This window comes from Phycisphaerae bacterium (assembly GCA_035275405.1).
Lineage (GTDB): Bacteria > Planctomycetota > Phycisphaerae > UBA1845 > UTPLA1 > DATEMU01.
In genome coordinates, this window is the sequence record DATEMU010000012.1 from 610,372 (window position 1) to 630,942 (window position 20,571).

The following is a 20,571-nucleotide window of genomic DNA, read 5'->3' on the forward strand; positions in this document are numbered from 1 at the left end:
CCCTGTCAAGGGCGAAAGGAGCAGTCGAGGGCGTCCAAAGTCCAGGATGGGAAGCAATGTGGGTCGTTGCCCTACTTTTGGCGGCGGCGTTAATCGCTGTCGTGGTTGCCGCACGTTCCCAAGGAGTCAATCGGCCCTCACGAACAAGTACGCCTGCGTTGCCAAACGCGAGACCGATTCAGCGCCCAGATTCAGTCGTGGCGGATACTGATGTCATGGATTACGCCTTTGAAATCCGAGTTGGTGCAGCCCATTCGATCAGGGGCGGGTCGCCTGCAGAACTTCGCTGGTTAGGCAAAGGGCAAACTCTTCGCGTGCATGGCCTGGAGATCAAGGACCCACTCACGTACACCGGAACGACGGGTGTCGGATTTGAGCCTGCGGACCCGTCGCAGATCGACCCAGTACTCGCCGCAACGCCAGCAACCTCGGCAATCGACCTTCCATATTGGCCCTGGTTTGCGGCGCTCAACTCAGAACAGCGATGCCTCTACCTAAAGTGGCTGGCCTCCGACCGGCGCTCGCTGCCTCCGACCGACGGTTACCTTTTCCTTTACTACTACGGTCTCGAACGACGAGTTCTGGTCGACGGGGAGGATAAGGCCCTGGTCTTTGCCGAGGTGTATCGTCTCCGAAAGATGCATGCGGCTCAATCGCCGCGAAGACCGCGCAACAGCTTTCAGAACTACAGCACAGCCTTCCTGTGGTACATGATCGCCAAGTACAGCAATTCGGTCGGTTTTGAGGCAGTGTCCAAGATTGTCAATTCGACGGCTGTTTGGACCGAGGATGCACTCGAGACGGCGTTGGCTTGGTTTGCACTTCGGGCAGCGCCGTTGCCGTCGTGGATGGCTTATGTCGTGGCCGCGGAATCCGGGCTTTCCCAGCATAGCGTGGTCATTAAGCGGGCCGAAACCCAATTCAACGAGCTCTTCACCAAGAGATTTGAGACCGAGTTTGGTGACCGTCTGATTCTCAAGGCTTCCAAACGAGACAAGTCCATCACGTATAGGCCCGCCAGCGCCGCTCTCACCCCGTCGACGGTACGGTTGCCCGGAGTACTAACGGCCAATGCTCAGATTCGACGGCTATCCGCGATCTGGAACGAGTGTGTCGAGGAGCTGCGCCGCTTCAGTTCAGTGGTTCGCAATGCGCAAGATCAAGATGCACTAACTCCCGCCGCCTGGGAGGCCCTGCCGCCCGACTTACGAAAGGCGACCGAGCATCCCTTGGCGCAATCCATGTTCGCGTTGGTCGCGAAGCAGACGGACGAAAGCGGACAAGTATTTCTGAAAGTCAGCGACCTTGCTGCGCTCGCCGATTTAGGATCGCGACAACGGCTGACCCCGACTCAAAGTCGCAGTCTCGCGTCAATGGCGGAATACGCGGGGTTTGGAATCGAGCCCGACGCGCGCCTGACGGGGAGGGGCTATTACTGGGAAGAGCCGCTGGCGGTGTTCCCGCAGGCTTATTCGGGGGAGCCCGATCACAGCCGCTATGGCGCTGCGGCCTGCATGCTGAGGTTGGGCGTGGAGATCGCCGAGGCGGATGGAAAAATCAACGACGGAGAGCTTCATCGCGTAATGGAACAAATTGAGGCCGGATTTGAGTTGAACGATCACGAGCGACGGCGCCTCGAGGCCCTTCGATCGTTACTCCTCAAGACAGGTTCGGACGTCGCCGGCCTCGGCAAGCGTCTGCAAAAAGTCATGGGTGAGGAGGCCCGTCGCAATGTGGGCCGACTTCTCGTGGCGGTCGCTGGAATCGATGGCGTGATCAGTAAGGGCGAGCTGACCGCCTTGCGCCGCTGTTACCGAGCGCTGGGACTCGGTCCTGACCTTTTGGAAGGGGCCATCGCCGAACTAGCGCCGGAATTGTCGGATGCCCCCGTCGTCGTACAGCGAGGTCGCCGACGTGGGGAGGGTGAGGCGATCCCAGCGCCGCCGCCCAAGGAGGAAGGAGTCCGGCTCGACCGCAACCGCGTGATGCAGATCATGGCCGAGACGCGGGAGGTAAGCATCCTGCTCGCCGAGGCCATGCGCCGAGAAGATGACGAAGGCGAGAAGGAATGCGATCAAGGCGGACGCGCTGCCGTGATTGCAGCTACCCCTCAGTCAGTCAGTGCGCCCGTTGTTGTAGTATCTCCCGCACCGCCGAACCCAGGCGCGGCGGTTCCGACTGGGGATTTGCCAGCGCGATACGCCGCCTTTTTCGAGGTCCTCAGGACAAGACCAAGTTGGAACAAAGCGGAAGCGGGCAAACTCGCGCGCGAGCATGCACACATGCTGGCAGGGGCCCTCGAAGCCATTAATGACTGGGCCTTTGAGAGAGTGGGAGTGCCCATTATTAATGAAGACGGCGATTCAGTTAGAATCGACCAGTCGATTCTTAAGGAGGTGACGGTCCCATGACTCCACGCGTGACGGAAAGAGAGCGTTCGGCCATTCTGAGTTCCTTGGGGGCGGGCGTCGTGCCGAGCATTGGCCTGCACCACATTCAGGTCGGCCGCAAAGACGAGGTCGAGGCCATGCTGGAGGATCTTCGCCGCATCGCGGAGGGCGGGGCCGGGATACGTTTTATCGTGGGAAGATACGGCGCGGGCAAGAGCTTTTTTCTCAATTTGATCGAGACCGTGGCCTTGGAGCGCAAATTCGTCGTCGCCCGCGCGGATATTACGACGCAGCGTCGTTTGCATGGAACAGGGGGGCAAGCGCGCAGCCTCTACAGCGAACTTATGCGAAACCTGGCAACACGAAGCCGACCGGAAGGCGGCGCTCTTTCGAACCTTGTTGAAAAATGGATCGCCGACCGGGCACACGAAGTCAAAGCAGGGGGCGGAACCGATGAGCAGGTCGCCCAGCGCGTCCATGAGCTGTGCAAGCCTCTCCAAGAGATGGTCAGCGGATACGATTTTTCAACGGTGCTTGAATGCTACTATCGAGGTTTTGTGGAGCACAACGAACAGCTCCAGCAGGCAGCGATTCGCTGGCTTCGCGCCGAGTACACGACGAAGACGGAAGCCCGACAGGATCTCGGCGTCCGAACGATCATCGACGATGACTCCTTTTATGATTATTTGAAACTCATGGCGGCGTTCGTGCACATCGCCGGCTATTCGGGGCTTATCGTCGGAATCGACGAGGTGGTCGTCCTCTCCCATCGCCTCAATAACAAGATCGCCCGCAACAATAACTACGAGGCCGTCTTGCGCATCCTCAACGATACGCTGCAGGGGTCGGTGCAGAATCTCGGCTTCTTATTCGGAGCAACAGACGATTGCGTCTTTGACCAGCGCCGGGGAATGTATAGCTACGAAGCGCTAAGGACTCGACTCGCAAATAATCGATTCGCAACGGACGCTCTAGTAGACCTCAATGGCGTTTTGCTCAAGCTCGGCAACTTAACTCCCGAAGATTGTTTTGTACTCCTTCACAACGTTCGTCGCGTTCACGCCAAGGGAAATGACGGGAAGGCGGCTCTTCCAGATGACGGAATCGTCAAATACCTGGAGGACTGCAATCGCCGAATGGGCGCGGCCTATTTTCAGACTCCGCGGGAAACCGTGAAGGATTTCGTAGGCCTGTTGAGTATTCTGGAGCAAAATCCGGAGGCCAAATGGGAGGACGTGGTAGGCAAGATCACGACTTCGTCCGTACAGACACAGGATTCCGCCGTATTGGAGGCGGTAGAAGATAATGAAGAGGCGCCGCCCGCTGCGGTTGCAAAAACTGATGACGATCTCGTGAACTTCAAGCTTTAAATGGCCCCTTCTCCCAATTTGCCTGCCGACACTTCTTCGACGGCGATCAGTTCTGCCGCCGCTTTTGAGTTGTTGAGTCCGGGCGTCAAGCAGCAGCTCTGGCAGATGGGATGGACCGAACTTCGCTCCATCCAAGCGCAGGCTATTCACCACATCCTGGAATCCAGCGGTCACTGCATCATCGCAGCCGAAACGGCCGGCGGGAAGACGGAGGCGGCGTTCTTGCCGATTCTATCGAACATCGGCGACGAGCCGCCAGGTTCGGTTCGGGCCATGTACGTCGGGCCTCTGCGAGCCCTGATCAACGACCAATTCCGACGGGTCGAGGACCTCTGCAATCATCTGGAGATGCCAGTGTTTCGTTGGCACGGCGACGTGGAGGCCTCCAGCAAGAAAAAACTGCTTCGCGCGCCGGCCGGTATCCTTCTCATCACCCCAGAGTCCCTAGAATCGTTGTTCGTCAATCGATCCGGCGAATTGGGAAACCTGTTCGCCGGGCTCCGTTTCGTGGTTATCGATGAGTTGCATGTCTTCCTGGGATCCGAGCGGGGCCTGCATCTCGCCAGCCTTCTTGCGCGGCTGCGTACCTCGGCAACGGCCGGCAGGCCGGACTTTCGAGTCGTCGGTCTCTCCGCCACGATCGGGGACATGGAGGTGGCGCGACGGTTTATTGACCCCGACGCGCCGGAACGTGTGGCGATTATTGAAAGTGACCGGGAAGAGAAGGAATTCCGTTACCGGCTGCATGCCTATCTCAGTCAGGCGGCGGACGATCAGGAAACCGAGAAAGAGGCCGACGACGACGCTTTCGATCATGCCGAATATGAAACGATGCGGTTGGTCGCCAACGACCTCGTCGAGCACTGTCGTGGGTCGAGCAATCTCGTGTTCACCAACGCCAAGGGCGACCTCGAAATCTACGCCGACCTTTGCCGGAGTTTGTCTGAGTCGCAGGGCAGCCCGACGGAGTTCCTGGTTCACCACGGATCCCTCTCCAAGGAAATCCGCGAAGACACCGAATTGGAGATGAAGAGCGGGCGACCGAGGACCGCACTGTGTTCCAGCACAATGGAACTCGGGATCGACATTGGCAGCGTCAAGATGGTCGGCCAGATTGGTCCACCTTGGTCCGTCGCCTCCTTCAAGCAGCGCATCGGCAGGAGCGGCCGCAAGGACAACGACGCACGGGTCGCAAGGGTTTACATCGTAAACCGGGATTTGGGGGCCAATGCGGAGTTGCTCGACCGCCTGCACCTTGAACTGGTCCAGGCGATTGCCATCAGTGAACTTCTCTTTGAGGGATGGATCGAGCCGACGGTCGCTCCAAAGCTCGACTTTAGCACACTGACCCATCAAATCATCAGCGTTATCGCCGAGACGGGCGGGCTGGCAGCGGCGAAAGTCTTCGACCGACTGTGTAAGGTCGGACCCTTTCGAGCCGTCGAACCGGCCCACTTCGCGCAGGTGCTGCGCTGTTTGGGGGAAAAAGACATCGTCGAACAGACCGCCGAAGGCGATCTCATCCTCGGGCTCCTGGGCGAGCGATTGCGGGCGGAGAGAGATTTCTACGCGTCGTTCGCGACGCCGGAGGAGTTCTCGGTGCTGTACGGCGAGCGACCGATCGGCACCTTGCCGCTACGCATCGTACCCGATGTGGGTGAACACATTATATTGGCGGGAAGGCGATGGAAAATCGCCCACGTCGATTTGGAAAAAGGGGAGATCCATGTGGCCCCGGCCAAGGGTAGAAAGCGGCCACTCTTTTTGGGCGGTCCGGGAGAAATCCACGATCGCGTGCGGCAGACGATGAGGACGATCCTTGCGGACACCAAGTCCTACCCCTACTTGAACCCAACGGGCACTCAGTTCCTGACGGTCGCTCGCGCCGCCGCCTTGAGCGCCGGCGTGCTGCACACACCTCTCATCGCACCGTCGGACCACGAATGCCTTTGGTTCACTTGGATGGGGACGCGCGTCCAGACGACTCTAACCGCTATGCTACGCTTGCAGGGCCTTACGTGCGTGGAACGAGGCGTGGCCATCGACATTCGGCACCCAAGACAGGACGTGGTTGTCGCCGTCGAATCCCTCATCAAATCATGCCCGGCACCAGCGGCCATCGCCGGCCAGGTCCAACCGAAACAACGCAGGAAATACGATCACTGGTTTGACGAAGGCCTCCTCAACTCGTCTCTCGCACAAGACGTGCTCGATGTTTCAGGTGCCCTCACAGTTTGCGAAAACTCTAAGTAACCCGGATTATCCTCCCTTGTTCGCACGGACCAGGCGCGGCCCGGGCTCGCTGAGGCGGCAGCGGAGGAGGTTCACGAAATCCACTAGCTCGCCGCTCTCCGATGACGGGAGTTGGTTCATGACGGACTCTAACTGGCTCAAGAGGTCCATGATCTCGCGGACCACGTCCTCACGGGGCCGGGCGGATGGCGGTGGCCCCGGGGGTTTACGATTCCATGTCGATTCAAACAGGTTCACATGCCCATCTCCGAAGCCTCCGCAGAGGGATACCGACCGTTTTTGGATATTGTGCGTGGGCCGCCGTCTGTTTCCCTCATTAACGGCTCGGTGAGTTTCTCTGGCCGTTGCAAGCGCCGTCTCGAAACATGTTGATCGTCCAATACTCCAGAAACTCGGCTGCTGTCTTCAAGTCCGACCGTGCCGGAAGTTCGCGCATCAGCCCGCGAAGCTTGGCGAAGCGTTCGCAGGCCAGCGCGATGACGGGTAGGGGAATTTCGCAGCGCTCGAAGTGGGTCAGCATCTTTTGGTTGGGGAGCGAGCGAATAAACGCGTCGATCTTATTCGCATAGCGAGCCCGAGCCTCATCCAGCAAGGGCAGATGAAACGCTCGCCAGCCATGCCCCGGCATCTGTCAACAGGTGTGAGGGTACGGCCTCCAAAAACAAGACGGACGCTCTTGCCGCCGCCTCATCAATGGCCCACTCCAAATCAGCGATCTTCGTTAGATGATCCACGTGGCCCTTCCGCGAAAATGGGCTCGACGCAGAATTGGATTGAGATGGGAAACTACATCAGCCCGTCTTATTTCGGAAATCGGACGGGGGCGAGTGAGGTGTATTATGCACCACGCGCCTTTCTTCATGTGTAATGGACGTGGTTGATATTGAATCGATGTCCCAGGATCGCGCGCCTTATCCGAGGTTGCGATTCACCGTCCGGTATGGTGGACCGTTGGCAACCAATTCTCCGGCGAACGTGGGGGACACTCAACACCGCTGCCGAGCGCGCCGATTATCTCTTTGAACGGCGATGGTGGCCGTCGAACGACTGGCTCGCGTGGCGAGGGCCGATAGCCGGGAACCTCTCGGGCACGTCTCTGCCGAGCCTCCATACTCGCGAGCCTGACATGATTCCTCCAACACCGGGGCCCGGCAATCACCTTACGACGGATTCTCGCAGCCCCGGTTTATTGCCCTGTCCGTCGGGCCTGGCGCCCGACTTTCGAACCCTTTTCGAGTCCGCACCGGGTCTGTACCTGGTCTTGCTCCCGGACTTCACCATCGTCGCGGTCAGCGATGCCTATCTGCACTCAACGATGACGCAGCGCGAGGAGATCCTGGGCCGCAGTCTCTTCGATGTCTTTCCGGATAACCCGGATGACCCTACTGCAACTGGCACGCGAAACCTCCGCTCCTCGCTGGAGCGCGTCTTGCAAGGTCGAACCGCCGACGCGATGGCGGTTCAGAAGTACGATATTCGCCGCCCCGCGACGCAGGGCGGAGGCTTCGAGGAACGCTTCTGGAGCCCGGTCAATTCGCCGGTCTTCGCGCCCGGCGGTGAGCTGGCCTACATCATCCATCGCGTAGAAGACGTCACCGATTTCGTCCGCCTGAAAAACCATGGGGCCGAGCAACACAAGCTCCGGACGGAGTTGCAAATCCGCGCCCAGCAGATGGAATCCGAGATCTTCCTGCGGGCGCAAGAGGTACAGGAGGCCAATCGCAGTCTCCGCGCCGCCAACGAAGAGCTGGATCGCTTTTTCACACTGTCCCTGGATTTATTGTGCATCGCCGGCACGGACGGGTATTTCAAGCGGCTCAGCGCAGCATGGGAGCGCACGCTGGGGTTCAGTACCAAGGAACTCCTGGCCCGGCCGTATATCGAATTCGTCCACCCGGACGATCGAGAGGCCACGTTGGCTGAAGCGGCCAAGCTGGCCAGAGGGATCGACGTTCTTCGATTTGAGAATCGCTATGCGTGCAAGGACGGGACCTATCGCTGGCTGTTCTGGTCCACCAGCGTGGCTCCCGATGGCCGGACCCTTTACGCCGCCGCGCGGGACATTACCGAGCGCAAGCGGATTGACGACGCTCTTCGCGAGAGTGACGAGCGATTTCGCCAGCTGGCCGGATCCATCGACGACGTTTTTTATCTCGCGACCGGCGACTCGTCCCACGTGATCTACGCCAACCCCGCTTTTGAGAAGATCTGGCAGCGCCCCGTCGATCGGCTTTGCGAAGACATCAAGACCTGGGGCGATGCCATTCATCCCGACGACCGCCAGCGCGTCGACGCGTTGTTTCATGGCAAGTGCATCGAGGAACCTTACGACATCGAATACCGGATCGTTCGCCCGGATGGGAGTCTACGGTGGATACGGGATCGCGGATACCCCGTTCGCGACAGCGCTGGGCAAGTCTATCGCATCGCGGGCATCGCCGAGGACATCTCGGAGCGAAAATCCATCGAAGCCGATTTGCGTCGGGCACGCGATGAAACCGAGCAGTTGAACCGCTACCTCTTCTCGCTGGATCGCATCAACCAGGCTTTGCTGCAATGCGAATCGATGGAGGATATCGGCCGGACGATCACGCAAGCCCTGGTCAATCACTTCGGGGCCTACTTCGGCCGCCTGTGGCTGGTACGGCCCGGAGACCTCTGTACCCAATGTGCCTTGGCCCAAGATTGCCACAATCGAGAAAAGTGTTTGCATCTCATCGCGAGCGCTGGCCACTACACGCACATTGACGGCGACCACCGCCGCGTTCCGATCCGGGCCTTCAAGATCGGGCGCATTGCGACGGGCGCGGGAAAACTCGTCTCCCACGATGTGGCCAGCGACGAGCGCATCCACGATCGCGCCTGGGCGGCCCAGCACGGATTGCGTTCCTTCGTGGGGTTCCCCCTGGTGCAACAGGGCGAGGTACTGGGTGTCGTGGCCATGTTCAGCCAGCAAGCCCTCCCCGACGCCCTTGTCGAGGTCCTCGATCTGCTCTCGCACTCGGTCGTCTCCGCCGTGGAGAACGTGAAGCAGAGGGAAGCGGTGGCCCAGGCCAATCGCGCCAAGAGCGAGTTCCTGGCGACGATGAGCCACGAGCTGCGGACGCCGCTCAACGGCGTGATCGGCATGTCCGAACTACTGATGAGCACGAACCTGGATGCCAAGCAGCGCCGCTATGCCTGGTTGGCCAAGTCCTCCGGCGATGCCTTGCTCGCCCTGATCAACGATATCCTGGATTTCTCCAAAATCGAGGCGGGCAAGATAGACCTGGAGCACATTGACTTTGACCTGTGCTATTCCGTCGAGTCCGTGGCCGCCTCGTTTTCCTCGCGCGCCGAAAGCAAGGGACTGGAATTCGTCGTGGGAGTTCACCCCGGCGTGCCGTCACTGGTGCGCGGGGATCCCGGCCGGCTGCAACAAGTCCTGTTAAACCTTATCGGTAACGCCATCAAGTTCACGGAATGCGGGCAAGTTGTTGTTCGGGCCACCCTCGAGCAAGACGACGATCGCCACCCGGTGGTCCGCTTCGCGGTAAGTGATTCCGGGATCGGCATCTCGCCAGATCGATTGAGCCGTCTCTTCGCCACCTTTACGCAGGTCGATTCCTCGACCACCAGAAAATATGGCGGGACCGGCCTCGGACTGGTGATTTCCAAGCGACTGGTTGAGCTCATGGGCGGCCAAATCGGCGTCAACAGCGAGGAAGGAAAAGGCTCGACGTTCTGGTTCACGGTCCCAATGGAAAGACAGCCTGTCGACGCTTCCCAGATTCGCGCCGTCGGCGAGAGCGTCCGGAACCTGCGCGTCCTTGTGGTGGACGACAACGAGACGAGCCGGGAAATCCTTCACGAACAATTGGTAGGCTGGGGCTTGGACCATCAGGCCGCCTCCGGCGGTCCGGAGGCACTGGTCGCGTTGCAAGCGGCCGCAGCTGATGGCAGAAGATATGGATTAGCCATTGTCGACATGCAGATGCCCGGTATGGACGGCTGGGAGTTGGCTAAGACCATCAAGGCGGATTCCCGCCTGCAAGAGACGGTCCTGGTCCTCATCACCTCCACTCAGGATGAACCGAGTCCCCAGCGGCTACGCGCCGGAGGCTTCGCCGGCTACGCGGCCAAGCCGGTGCGGCCCTCGCAGTTGCTGGACACGATCACCGACGCGCTCAATTCGGACAAGGCGCCCTCGATCCGCGACTCGGAAATTATTCCGGCAAGGTCCACACCGCGGATAGAGAAGACCGGCGCGAACTTCAACGAATCACGCATCCTCTTGGCCGAAGACCACCCGATCAGCCAGGAGGTCGCCGCAACGATTCTTCGCCAAGCTGGCTTTCAATGCGATTGCGTCGGAAATGGCAAGGAGGCGTTGGAAGCGGTGACCCGGCAGCGGTACGACCTCGTCCTGATGGACTGTCAAATGCCGGAGATGGATGGATTCACCGCCACACGAGAGATCCGCGCGGCCGAGAAGGAAGGACGCGTCCCGAACGCCAGTGACGGAAGAATGTGCATCATCGCGCTGACGGCCAATGCCATTAAAGGCGACCGCGAGCGCTGCCTGGAATCGGGGATGGACGACTACCTCAGCAAGCCGCTGAACCCCGAAAAGTTGATTCGACTCGTCGAAGTCAATTTGTCGCGCACGGCGCGACCGGAGAAAGAAGTTCGCTCTCCGGCCGCCGATGCACCGGCTGGGAGAACGATCTACCCTACGGAGCGCCAGGGACCGCCCTTCAATATGGAGTTCCTACTCAAGCAATGGGGCGGCGACCAGGCCCTCGTGGACAATTTAATTGTCAAGTTTCGGACCCAGGCCCAGGCCGACCTTGAAAAATTGGAGCGGAGCATTGCCTCCGGAGAAATGGATGAAGCAGCTCGGCTGGCGCACAGCTTCAAGGGGGCCGCCGGATATCTCGCCGCCGAAAAACTGAGCCGCATAGCGGCGCAATTGGAGACTCTATGCCGTAACAGCGACTCGGCCAGCATCGGCGCCGGCGCGGCGGCATTTCGTGAGGAGCTTTACCGCTGGATGGAATACAGCCTCCAGAGGATGCAAGCACCGGACACCGGATCCACCGGTGGGCCGGGCAATTCGGAGACTAACCGTGAATATTCTGATTCTCGACGATGACGCCGTCTGCCTGGAAGCGCTGAATCAAGCGCTGATCCGGGCGGGGCACGACGTGCAAGTCGCCCGCAATGGCCACGAAGCGCTGGAACTCCTTCGCGAGGGGACCATCCGCCTGGTCATTTCCGATTGGATCATGCCCGGAATGGACGGCTTGGAACTTTGCCGCCGTATTCGCTCTGAAGAGTTCCCCGCCTATGTCTATTTCATCCTGTTGACCTCGCGGGACGGAGTCGACCGCATTGTCGAAGGCCTTTCCGCCGGGGCCGATGAATTCTTGACCAAGCCCTTCCATCCAGCGGAATTGAGCGTTCGGTTGCGGGCGGCGGAGCGCATCCTCTCCCTGGAGACGCGCGACGTGGCCATCTTCGCCCTGGCGCGGCTGGCCGAATCCCGCGATCCCGAAACGGGCGAGCACCTGGATCGCGTGCGCATGTACTCTCGAATCATCGCCAAGCATTTTGCGCAACGTGCCGATGGAGGAGAGCCGGTGGATGCGGAATTCGTGCGGCTGATCTATCTAACGAGCCCCCTTCACGATATTGGAAAGGTGGGCATCCCAGACAGTGTGCTCCTCAAGCCCGGTCGCCTGAGCAACCGCGAATTCGAAATCATGAAAACGCATGTCACCATTGGCGCCGAAACCCTGGGCGCCGCCCGGCGGCAGTTTCCCAATGTTCGGTTCCTGCAGATGGCGCAGGAGATCGCCCTCTCTCACCATGAGCGGTTCGACGGGAGCGGTTATCCCTCCGGCTTAAGGGGTAAACGAATACCGCTTAGCGGGCGGATCGTCGCTTTGGCCGACGTCTACGACGCCCTGACCTCCAAGCGAGTTTATAAACAAGCCTTTGCCCACGAGGTGGCCCGCGGGATCGTCCTCGAAGGAAGCGGCCAGCACTTCGATCCGGATGTCGTCGAGGCCTTCGTCGAGAACGAGGATGCTTTTATCGCCGTGCGCGAGCGCTTTGCCGAGCACGAACTGGTGCCAGCCTGAGGGAACCGTCGCCGCAGCCGGGAGTGTCGGGCATCTTGAAACCAACCATCGGAAATTGGAAATATCGTATGGCCGTCGTCCTCGCAGGTTCCGCGTGGCTGTCCGTTGTGGCCGTGGGGACTTTGGCCCTGGTGGGATATCAGAGCACACCGGGACGGGCAGAATCTGCACCATCGGAATGGCCGCCCAATTGCGGCCTTCGATCACGACCGGACCTTCCTCAGCTCTTAATGTTCGCCCATCCGCGCTGCCCGTGCACGCGGTCCAGCATCGGCGAACTGGCTCGCCTTATGACGCAGTGCCAAGGAAAACTGACAGCGACGGTGCTGTTCTATCAGCCCGAGGATGCGCCCGACGACTGGCCCCACACCGATCTTTGGAATAGCGCCGAAATGATTCCTGGCGTATCGGTGCGCGCCGATGTAAAGGGCGTTGAGGCACAGCGATTTGGCGCGGCTACCTCCGGCCACGTCGTGCTCTATGATCGCTTCGGCGGATTGCGGTTTCGCGGCGGCATCACCGCCGCCCGCGGCCACTTCGGCGACAATGTCGGGCGTAGCGCGATCGTATCGATCCTCCGCAGTGCGGGAGGTGACGCCATCAACACCCCCGTATTCGGATGCGACCTGCTGGGTTCTCCTCGCGGCGGTACTTTGGGGGAAAGACCGTGCCCTCAACCCTAATGCTCTCAGGGGGTGCCGATGCGAAGGTCCAAAAGAGGGCGAACACGCTCTTTCTTGAACACAAGACGCGTATTGCCGAGCGGACGGATCAGTTGTTCGCCGTGCTTATGGCCCTGCAGTGGTCCGCGGGCGTCATGGTGGCTCACCTGATCTCCCCGCGCACGTGGAGCGGCGCACAAAGTCAGGTTCACCTGCATGTTTGGGCCGCCCTTCTCTTGGGCGGTGCCCTGGCCGGCCTGCCGATCGCCCTCGTGATGAGCCGTCCTGGACGGACTCTCAACCGCTTTATCATCGCCTTTGCCCAGATGCTCACCTCGTCGTTACTCATTCATCTGACCGGCGGGAGGATCGAGACGCACTTCCACGTCTTCGGGTCTTTGGCGTTCTTGGCGGTCTACCGCGACTGGCGCGTCTTCATCCCCGCCACCGCGGTCGTGGCGATCGATCACCTTCTGCGCGGCCTGTATTGGCCGCAGACGGTCTACGGCGTCCTGAGCGCCAGCGTTTGGCGCACCATCGAGCATGCCGGATGGGTCATTTTCGAGGACATTTTCCTTATCCGCTCGGTGCTCCAAAGCGTCAGCGAAATGCGGTCCATCGCCCTACAGCGGGCGCAGCTCGAAGCGTCCCACCAGCTCGTCGAAGACGAAGTCATGAAGCGGACCGCCGAACTCTCCGCCAGCGAAGCCAAGATCCGCGCGATCCTCGACCATGCCCCCGACGGAATCATTACCGCCACGGGAGAGGCCATGCTGATTCAGAACGTGAACCCCGCCGGGGCGGAATTGTTCGGATATCAACCGAATGAACTGGTGGGCTTCCCCCTGGCCACGATCGTCACCGAGCGGGCCCCGAAAAACGATCAGGTGACGCAGCCCCAACTCGCTAGCATCGGAACTTCGGCGAGCCTCCGACGGAAGGGCGTCGAGGTCCTCGGTCGTCACCGATCGGGTCGTGAATTCCCCGCTGAATTGCGACTGGGCGCGGCCCCTCTTCGCGGAGAGATCGTCTTCACCGCGATCGTCCGCGACACTTCGGAGCGCCGGCGATCCGAGGAACTGGAGCGGGAGCGAAACTCCCTACGCGATGCCGTCACCAGCCTGGACAAAGTGCTGGGCGTGGTGGGACACGAACTCCGTACGCCCTTGGCGGCGATTCGAGCCATGTCGGAATTCCTGGCCAGCGACCATGAGGGCCATGCAGCGGAGTACGACAAATACCTTCTCTCCATTAATGAACAAGCCGTACACATGGCAGAGATGGTCAACGACTTGCTGGAGGTTGCGCGACACAACAGCGGCACGGCCCGTTGGAACTGGGAGCCCCTCGCACTCGAGGACGCCTGTGCCTCCGGTCTTGATGCCATTCGGTCGTTGATCGATCCGGCGAAGTTGAGCCTGGGGCTGACCGTGGAACCGCCGGGGCTGTCCATGAACGGCGACCCCGCGGCCATCCGCAGGTTGATCGTCAATCTGGTCAACAACGCCTTCAAACACACCCAACAAGGATACATCCGCGTGACGGCGCAGTCCGAGTTGGAAGAGAGCGATGCTTGGGTCAGGATCGAAGTAGCCGACACCGGGCGAGGCATGAAAGCGGAAATCACCGCCCGCCTCGGACAGGCCTTCGCCTTGAATGCCGGCGTCGTGGGCGAAAACCATGTGAACGGCACCGGTCTCGGACTGGCGATCAGCAAGGGAATCGTGGCGGCTCACGGCGGCACCATGGCCGTGCAATCTGCAGAGGGGCGGGGAACGACCGTCTCGGTGCGACTGCGCGCCGACCTCGCCGAACCGGTAAAAAACATTCGGGACGCAAACATACTTACGAGCGTGATCTCATGAGCACTATCTTGATCGTCGACGACATGGAGATTTTTCGGGAGCCGATAGCCTCGACCCTGCGATCGAAGGGGTATGCCACGGTCTGTGCCTCCAATGGCAAGGAAGCGATCCATGTGCTGGAAACGCAGACGCCCGACCTGGTCCTGCTGGACCTGGCCATGCCGATCATGGATGGACTCACCTGCCTGAAGGCGATTCGCGGCGATGCGAGACTTCGCGATCTTCCGGTGATCCTGCTCACGGCCTCGTCGGACCGGGCGCATGTCACCCAAGCCGCCCAACTGGGCGTCAGCGGCTACCTCCTGAAGTCGCAATTCTCGCTCAAGGAGATGTTGAGCCGCGTAGAACAGCATATCGGCCCATCCGACGCTAAGACGATTGCACCCGCGACAGCCTCGCCGGCGATCTCCCCGAGCGGATCGACCGGCCGATCTCCGATACCCAGCGAACGCGTTACGAAAGAGATCGTGTGGGAGCGCATCGGCCAGGAACTTCACTTGGAGGCCGTGCCTCCCGTCTTGCACCATGTGCTGGCGATGATCAACAGTCGCGAAACCAGCATGGACGATATCGCGGAGGCCATGCGCATGGACCAGGTCCTGACCCTGCGTGTCATGCAGGTCGCCAACTCCAGCTTTTATAACAACGGAAAGCCCGTGAAAAACCTCTCCGAAGTGGCCCAGCGGATCGGGCTGTCGGGCTTGAGAGTCGTCGTGATGACGGCGACGGCCATGAGTCATTTCAGCGATGTCGCCCGGGGCGGCTTGATACCGCAGCGCTTCTGGGAACACTCCCTGGCGACGGCCATGCTGTCGCAATTGCTCGCGCAGCCCATGGCTAAGGAGGAGACGGAGCGTTATTTTCTGGCCGGGCTGCTCCACGATATCGGCCGGCTCGGGCTGTGTCGGTTGTTTCCCGAACTGTATCAGTCTGCGCTCCAGGCGGCGGCCGAGCGCCGCGCGGACCTCTCTACGGTTGAGTTGGAATGCTTTGGAGTTACCCACGCGGAGGTTACCCATGGGTTGTTGAGTCAGTGGAAGCTGCCCGGCGACTTGGTCGAGGCAGCGTCGCTGCATCATTCCTCCGTCGCCCACATCAAATCGAACGCCCGCGAACCGCGCGCCGCTCTCGTCGTGGCCTTGGCCAACGCCCTGGCCCATGCAATGGCCTGCGGTGACAGCGGAGGAATGTCGCTAGTGCCGTTCCATCAATACGCACACACTCTCGGGTTGGACCGGGAATCAGTCGAACGCATCGCCCTGCAGGGAATGAAGGACGCCGAAAACACGGAATTGCTTTGTGCCTCTCGATGCGCCGGGGGGATACGCAGTCCCCTGTATCGGGAACTGGCTCAAGGTGCGAAGGTCGCGCCAAGACTAGCGGTGTTAGCCAACCCCAAGCACGGAGATCCGCTGAAGCTTTTTCTACGGCAATTGGGTTGGTGGGAACAAGATTGTCCCCGTGCAGCGCTCGTGTATGTCGCCGAGCCGGGAGAAATGACCCAACGATTTTCCGAATTGCGCGACATCGAGGCGCGGATAGGAAATTCCCTACCGACGCTTGTCGCTTCGCCAGAAGGCAGGATGGCCCTCCCATCGGACCTCGCCGTAGGACGATCGTCCGCAATCGTGGCGGTCCCGGGACGCTACTCGGACCTCGTTGATGCGATTGCGAAACTCTGCTCGTAATGTCGGACCGGAAGAACCGGTACGTCACTTGCGCCGCTCCTTGATCAGCCAACGGCGGCCCACGCCTGTGCGGCTCTCAATCTCCTTCAAGGACAAACGTCCCCTCTACTAAATCGAGCCCCGGCATGATCACGTAGTATTCGTCAGCCGTGACCACGATGCGGATCGTGCCCGCCGCTCCTTCTAGGTCCTCTTCCTCGTCATCTTCGCGAAACGTGTCGTCCGCGACGAACTTGAGGTCCGCCGGTTGATGGGCGCGGGTATCCGTGTTCAGGTTCGTTTGGAAGAACTTGCTCCCAACCTGCTCGATCAGCCGCTTGGCGACCTTGGCGTTGGGATGTCCATGCGAGGTTCCGTTGGAGGCTACGCTGACCTCGGGATCAAGTTTCTGGATGAACTCCAGGACGCTCGACGTGGCCTCGCTGCCGTGATGATTGGCGTGATAGACGTCGCAGTTGCGGACGCAGTTTGCAAGCGATCGCTCGGGCACCTTGGTGAGGTCCCCTCCCGTAAAATAATCAAAGTCCAGATAAGAGACGATCAGGGCGATGGAATTGGGATTGTCCTCCTCTGGAGCCGAGGGTTCTGTAGTCGGGTCGCAATCGGTCGCCTGATTGACCGCCACGCATTCGACGCTGACCCCGCCGGAAAAATCTTCCTGGTAACTCAGCGTCATCAGGCGCCGGTCCACGCCGGGCTGGGAAGTCATGTTCTGGTATTTCTGCTTCAGACCGGCCTTGATATTATCCCCGTGGTCGTACACCGCCTGCGCGAGGGGCATCAGGGGTTCGGCATCGCCGCAGTGGTCCCGGTCATAATGGGTGATCACGAAACGCGTAATGGGCCGGCCGGTGAGGGCGATCCCATTCCGGGCCATCTCATCCTTGATTCGCTGGCTGTCATCCTCGCCAGTATCGATAAGGATGACGTCGCGCTGGCCATTTTGTTCGGGACAGATGATGAGCGTGGCGTCGCCGACCTCCACGTCAATCACGATGATTTGGAGGACGTCGTTGCGGGCCAATAGGCTTTCGGGAGTGACCGCCATGGTCGAGGTGGGAGTTGCCGGCGTGACGACCTCGAAATTCGACTTCGCCGACCAGCCGTCTCGGCCATCCGCCAGCCGAATCTGGTAGTACCACGGGACCACGCCGATCTGCACAACTTGGGTTCCCGGCGGCAACCGATCGGGGAACTGCGCGGCGTCGCCACTGGGTTGCGTCTTGACGATGGCCTGTCGGCCTTCCTTGACCCGCAGCGTCTGTCCGCACGCGACGTCGACCCCGATGAATAAGACCAGCAGACCAATGAGCCCACCAGCACGACGAGTCTGACCCGTGGTGAACATGTTCATTCCTCCTGGCTTTGGTTCGGATGATGCTATCTTCTAAATACCATCTCCCGAATAAGGAAACCGCTGCGGAGGGCCCAACTCGGGGTTTACGTGCTTTCGAAGAGCCGCGTCGCAGATTGCATAGCCCCAGTTGATCAGCCGCCGCTGAAGATAGGAGTCCAGGCGCTTGAGTCGCGTGGGCGTCGCCGCCAGCGCCCGAACGCGGTCCGGCGGACAGTCGAGGGCATCAGGGAGGCCGTAATCGGCGATGTGCGAGCGGATGCCCCAGTAGGCCCCGTTGTGCCCGTCAGTCTTGCGTTGAAACGCCTCAATGACCTGGCGCTTGCGCAGGCTACGCACTTGGTTGTCGATCACGAACAGCACCCGCATCGCGTGACGGCCCCAATCGCGCTTCGGGTCCGGCTCCGCGTCCAGCGCACCGCCCGCGTCGCTCACCATTACCGTCTGATAGCGTTTCCAGACCGTCTCTAGCCCCAGATTGTCATAGACCCCTCCGTCGGTCAGCACGACCGTGCTCGTGTACGGCTCTTGCTGGAGGTCCAGTCCGCTATTCGGGGCAAAGTCGGGCGAGCGAAGTTCGAGTTCGACGGGCGACAGGACCGGCGGAAACGCCGAGGAAGCGGCAACGGCCGTAGCCAGCGGCACGGTGGGGTTCGGCACCATGCCCACGCGATAGTCCGCCATGTAGGGTTTACTGAATCGCCACAGCGCGCCGGACTGGACATTGGTCGCGTTGATGACGAACCGGGGCGCGTCGGGCAAGTCTTGCAGCGTCGCCGCGCCGTAGAGATGGCGCCGATAGGCATTGGCGATCTTGTCGGAGATGTTTCCAGGGAGCAAGACGCCGCCCACGATCGCCGCGGCATCGATCGTCCTTTCGGCCAGGTCGCGGATCGGCGTAACAACTTCTTCTTCAAATCGCCGCGCGACGCCCTCGGGATCAAAGGCCAGCTTGGACCAAGCCAGTCCGAGCATGCCCGACGTGATTGACCCGCCGGAGACGCTGGAGATGCGGGCGAGCTTGGGGAGCAGGCCCGCCTCATTCAATCGCCACAACGACCCCAGATGGAACAGCATGGCCCGGTAGCCGCCGCCGGAAAGGCACAGCCCAATGCCTGGTTCGGGCGCGGCGCGCTTCTCCTGGGGCCGGTTGGGATACACCGGTTCGTTGGCGCGGACGACTTCGAGATCAAAAGGAAATGGGATCATCCCGGACTCCTTTCTCCTCTGGGTCGTTACAGACTGCGACTCTTCACTGCTCTCAAAAGCGCACGCTCCCTAGGGTCATATAGACATTTGCGCCCTCGGCGCTCAGACTTTTTAAAGATTTTTTTCTGGCCCAGTACGGAGGGGGCATGTGGGCTATGAGTTCTTTATCAAACTAAGGGTTTTCCCTAATCGCCTGCTCGCCAAGTCGTCGCTCCCGGTTTCGCTGCATCTCCGCAAAGGTGACATGCCGGCGTTTGGGTCGGTTGAACTTCATCTCCGCCAGCTCGACTCCGTGAATAGACGCGGCGACGGCGCAGCCCACGACGCCGTCCAACCAGTGATTGTCGCTGCCATCCACGCGGAGTTTCCATTCCTCAACCGTGCGCCCCCGGCCCTCGGTGGGGACGCGGTACTCGCTGGTCAGGTGCTCGGCCAATAGGCGGTGTAGTTCGGGCTTGCGGCCGAAGAGCGTCAGGGAGCCGGGATCGCCCTTGGCCACGGCCAGCCGCGACTGGATGAAGCTCTTCCAGAAGTTGGTGTCGAAGATCACGTACCGGCAGATTCGCTTGCTCGTGCCGGGGATGCGCCAGTTGAGACCGACCTTATCCCCCGGCTGTTTTTTGTATTCTGTGAAGGGGTTGCTGGCGGCCCCGATGTAGCGCCCGTAACTGGGCATGACCACGTTCGCGTACTGACTCTGACGGCAGGCCTGATAGACTGTGTGCGTCATGGGTCCCCAGCCGGCGTCGATCAAGCACCGATCGATCCGCGCAATAGTCCCATCCTCGCGCACCCACTCACGACCCACCGTCGCGTGAATTAAACGTTCCAGTCCGGCGAAAATCGCCCCCTCCCGGCCCGCACCCGGCAGCGCCGCTTCCAATGTCCGCTGGATATCCCGCAGCGCGAAATACCCTCGCTTCTGATCCGGCTCCGTGCCGTATTCGACGATCCATCCGGTAAAGTTGTCCTGCCAGGCGACGACCATGTAATAGAGCGCCTTGCCCTGCACGTCGACGAACATGGTCAGCGCCGTGGCCTCCTTGGGGATAATCCCGCGTTTCAGGCCGTTACCCTTGGCCACGATTTGGTCGGCGGTGAGCAGATCGACGTCGACCTGGTCTTCCGGTAGCGGCTCGTTCTGATACTCGGCGCAAAACGCCGCCTCGCCCCGCCCCAGCCGCAGGTTCATGGCATGCTGGAGGGCCGACAATTCGCCAGGCTCGTAGCGCTGCGGCCACGAGACGACCGCGCCCTCATCCATTGCCGCGCGGTGAGCGGTGTAAAACTCCGTCGCCGCGGCGAGGCCCTTTTCCGTCCGCATGCCCTCTTTCCACAACTCCCCGTATTTGGACCAGAGTTTTTCGTTCGTGGGGAAGGCATAGACCATTTTGGTCCTCTCCCCCTGCCATTGCGGGTGCAGATCTCGGTTGAGGATGCGGTCGGCCAGGTCATCCGGCCGCACGACGGTCAGGGTCATCAGGCCGGCGATCTTTTTGCCGGGACCGGCCAGTCCCAGGATGGCCCCGGCGAGGATGCGCTCTCGCGTGGCGCACTGGGAGGGTGACTTCGCCGATTCATCCGTCTGCGGGTCATCGATCAGGACCAGGGAGGGCCGAATCGCCGCGCCATCCACCCGCTTGTGTTTCATCCCG

The 20,571-nt window shown here is 60.7% G+C and carries 13 protein-coding genes; 8 read left to right on the top strand and 5 right to left on the bottom strand.

Annotation, left to right across the window (positions count from 1 at the left end):
• Positions 1-215 precede the first annotated feature (215 nt).
• From VJZ71_15455 to VJZ71_15465, 3 genes are read left to right on the top strand one after another with little or no spacing between them, the layout of a single operon-like run.
• Positions 216-2,411: a TerB N-terminal domain-containing protein gene (locus tag VJZ71_15455; protein ID HKQ49467.1), complete on the top strand. Its 2,196-nt coding sequence runs from the start codon at positions 216-218 to the stop codon at positions 2,409-2,411.
• Entirely contained in the window at positions 2,408-3,760 is a 1,353-nt protein-coding gene (locus VJZ71_15460) for an ATP-binding protein (protein ID HKQ49468.1), read from the top strand. Before VJZ71_15455 ends, VJZ71_15460 begins: the two co-directional genes overlap by 4 nt.
• The gene (locus tag VJZ71_15465; protein HKQ49469.1) at positions 3,761-6,013 is read left to right on the top strand and encodes a DEAD/DEAH box helicase; all 2,253 of its coding nucleotides are present in this window, start codon (positions 3,761-3,763) and stop codon (positions 6,011-6,013) included.
• Positions 6,014-6,019: 6 nt separating this feature from the next.
• Here the strand turns inward: VJZ71_15465 and VJZ71_15470 are convergent, their stop codons facing one another.
• Positions 6,020-6,250: a hypothetical protein gene (locus VJZ71_15470; protein HKQ49470.1), complete on the bottom strand. Its 231-nt coding sequence runs from the start codon at positions 6,248-6,250 to the stop codon at positions 6,020-6,022.
• Positions 6,251-6,329: 79 nt separating this feature from the next.
• Positions 6,330-6,605 (bottom strand): hypothetical protein, encoded by a 276-nt coding sequence (locus tag VJZ71_15475; GenBank protein ID HKQ49471.1) that lies wholly within the window; start codon positions 6,603-6,605, stop codon positions 6,330-6,332.
• Between the two features lie 534 nt (positions 6,606-7,139).
• Here VJZ71_15475 and VJZ71_15480 point away from each other — a divergent pair.
• From VJZ71_15480 to VJZ71_15500, 5 genes are all read left to right on the top strand, one after another.
• Positions 7,140-11,147: a response regulator gene (locus VJZ71_15480; GenBank protein HKQ49472.1), complete on the top strand. Its 4,008-nt coding sequence runs from the start codon at positions 7,140-7,142 to the stop codon at positions 11,145-11,147.
• Positions 11,122-12,138 carry an HD domain-containing phosphohydrolase gene (locus tag VJZ71_15485; GenBank protein ID HKQ49473.1) on the top strand — a complete coding sequence of 339 codons (1,017 nt, stop codon included), beginning with the start codon at positions 11,122-11,124 and terminating at the stop codon, positions 12,136-12,138. Before VJZ71_15480 ends, VJZ71_15485 begins: the two co-directional genes overlap by 26 nt.
• Positions 12,139-12,206: 68 nt before the next feature.
• Complete coding sequence (locus VJZ71_15490) at positions 12,207-12,821, top strand: RedB protein (GenBank protein HKQ49474.1); 615 nt, start codon at positions 12,207-12,209, stop codon at positions 12,819-12,821.
• Positions 12,806-14,665 carry a PAS domain-containing sensor histidine kinase gene (locus VJZ71_15495; GenBank protein HKQ49475.1) on the top strand — a complete coding sequence of 620 codons (1,860 nt, stop codon included), beginning with the start codon at positions 12,806-12,808 and terminating at the stop codon, positions 14,663-14,665. Before VJZ71_15490 ends, VJZ71_15495 begins: the two co-directional genes overlap by 16 nt.
• The gene (locus VJZ71_15500; protein ID HKQ49476.1) at positions 14,662-16,353 is read left to right on the top strand and encodes an HDOD domain-containing protein; all 1,692 of its coding nucleotides are present in this window, start codon (positions 14,662-14,664) and stop codon (positions 16,351-16,353) included. Before VJZ71_15495 ends, VJZ71_15500 begins: the two co-directional genes overlap by 4 nt.
• Positions 16,354-16,429: 76 nt before the next feature.
• Here the strand turns inward: VJZ71_15500 and VJZ71_15505 are convergent, their stop codons facing one another.
• From VJZ71_15505 to VJZ71_15515, 3 genes are all read right to left on the bottom strand, one after another.
• Positions 16,430-17,701 (bottom strand): MBL fold metallo-hydrolase, encoded by a 1,272-nt coding sequence (locus VJZ71_15505; protein ID HKQ49477.1) that lies wholly within the window; start codon positions 17,699-17,701, stop codon positions 16,430-16,432.
• A 39-nt stretch (positions 17,702-17,740) separates the two neighbouring features.
• Entirely contained in the window at positions 17,741-18,916 is a 1,176-nt protein-coding gene (locus tag VJZ71_15510) for a patatin-like phospholipase family protein (GenBank protein ID HKQ49478.1), read from the bottom strand.
• Positions 18,917-19,088: 172 nt separating this feature from the next.
• The coding region (locus tag VJZ71_15515) for a terminase gpA endonuclease subunit (protein ID HKQ49479.1) at positions 19,089-20,571 on the bottom strand (1,483 nt) is incomplete at its 5' end.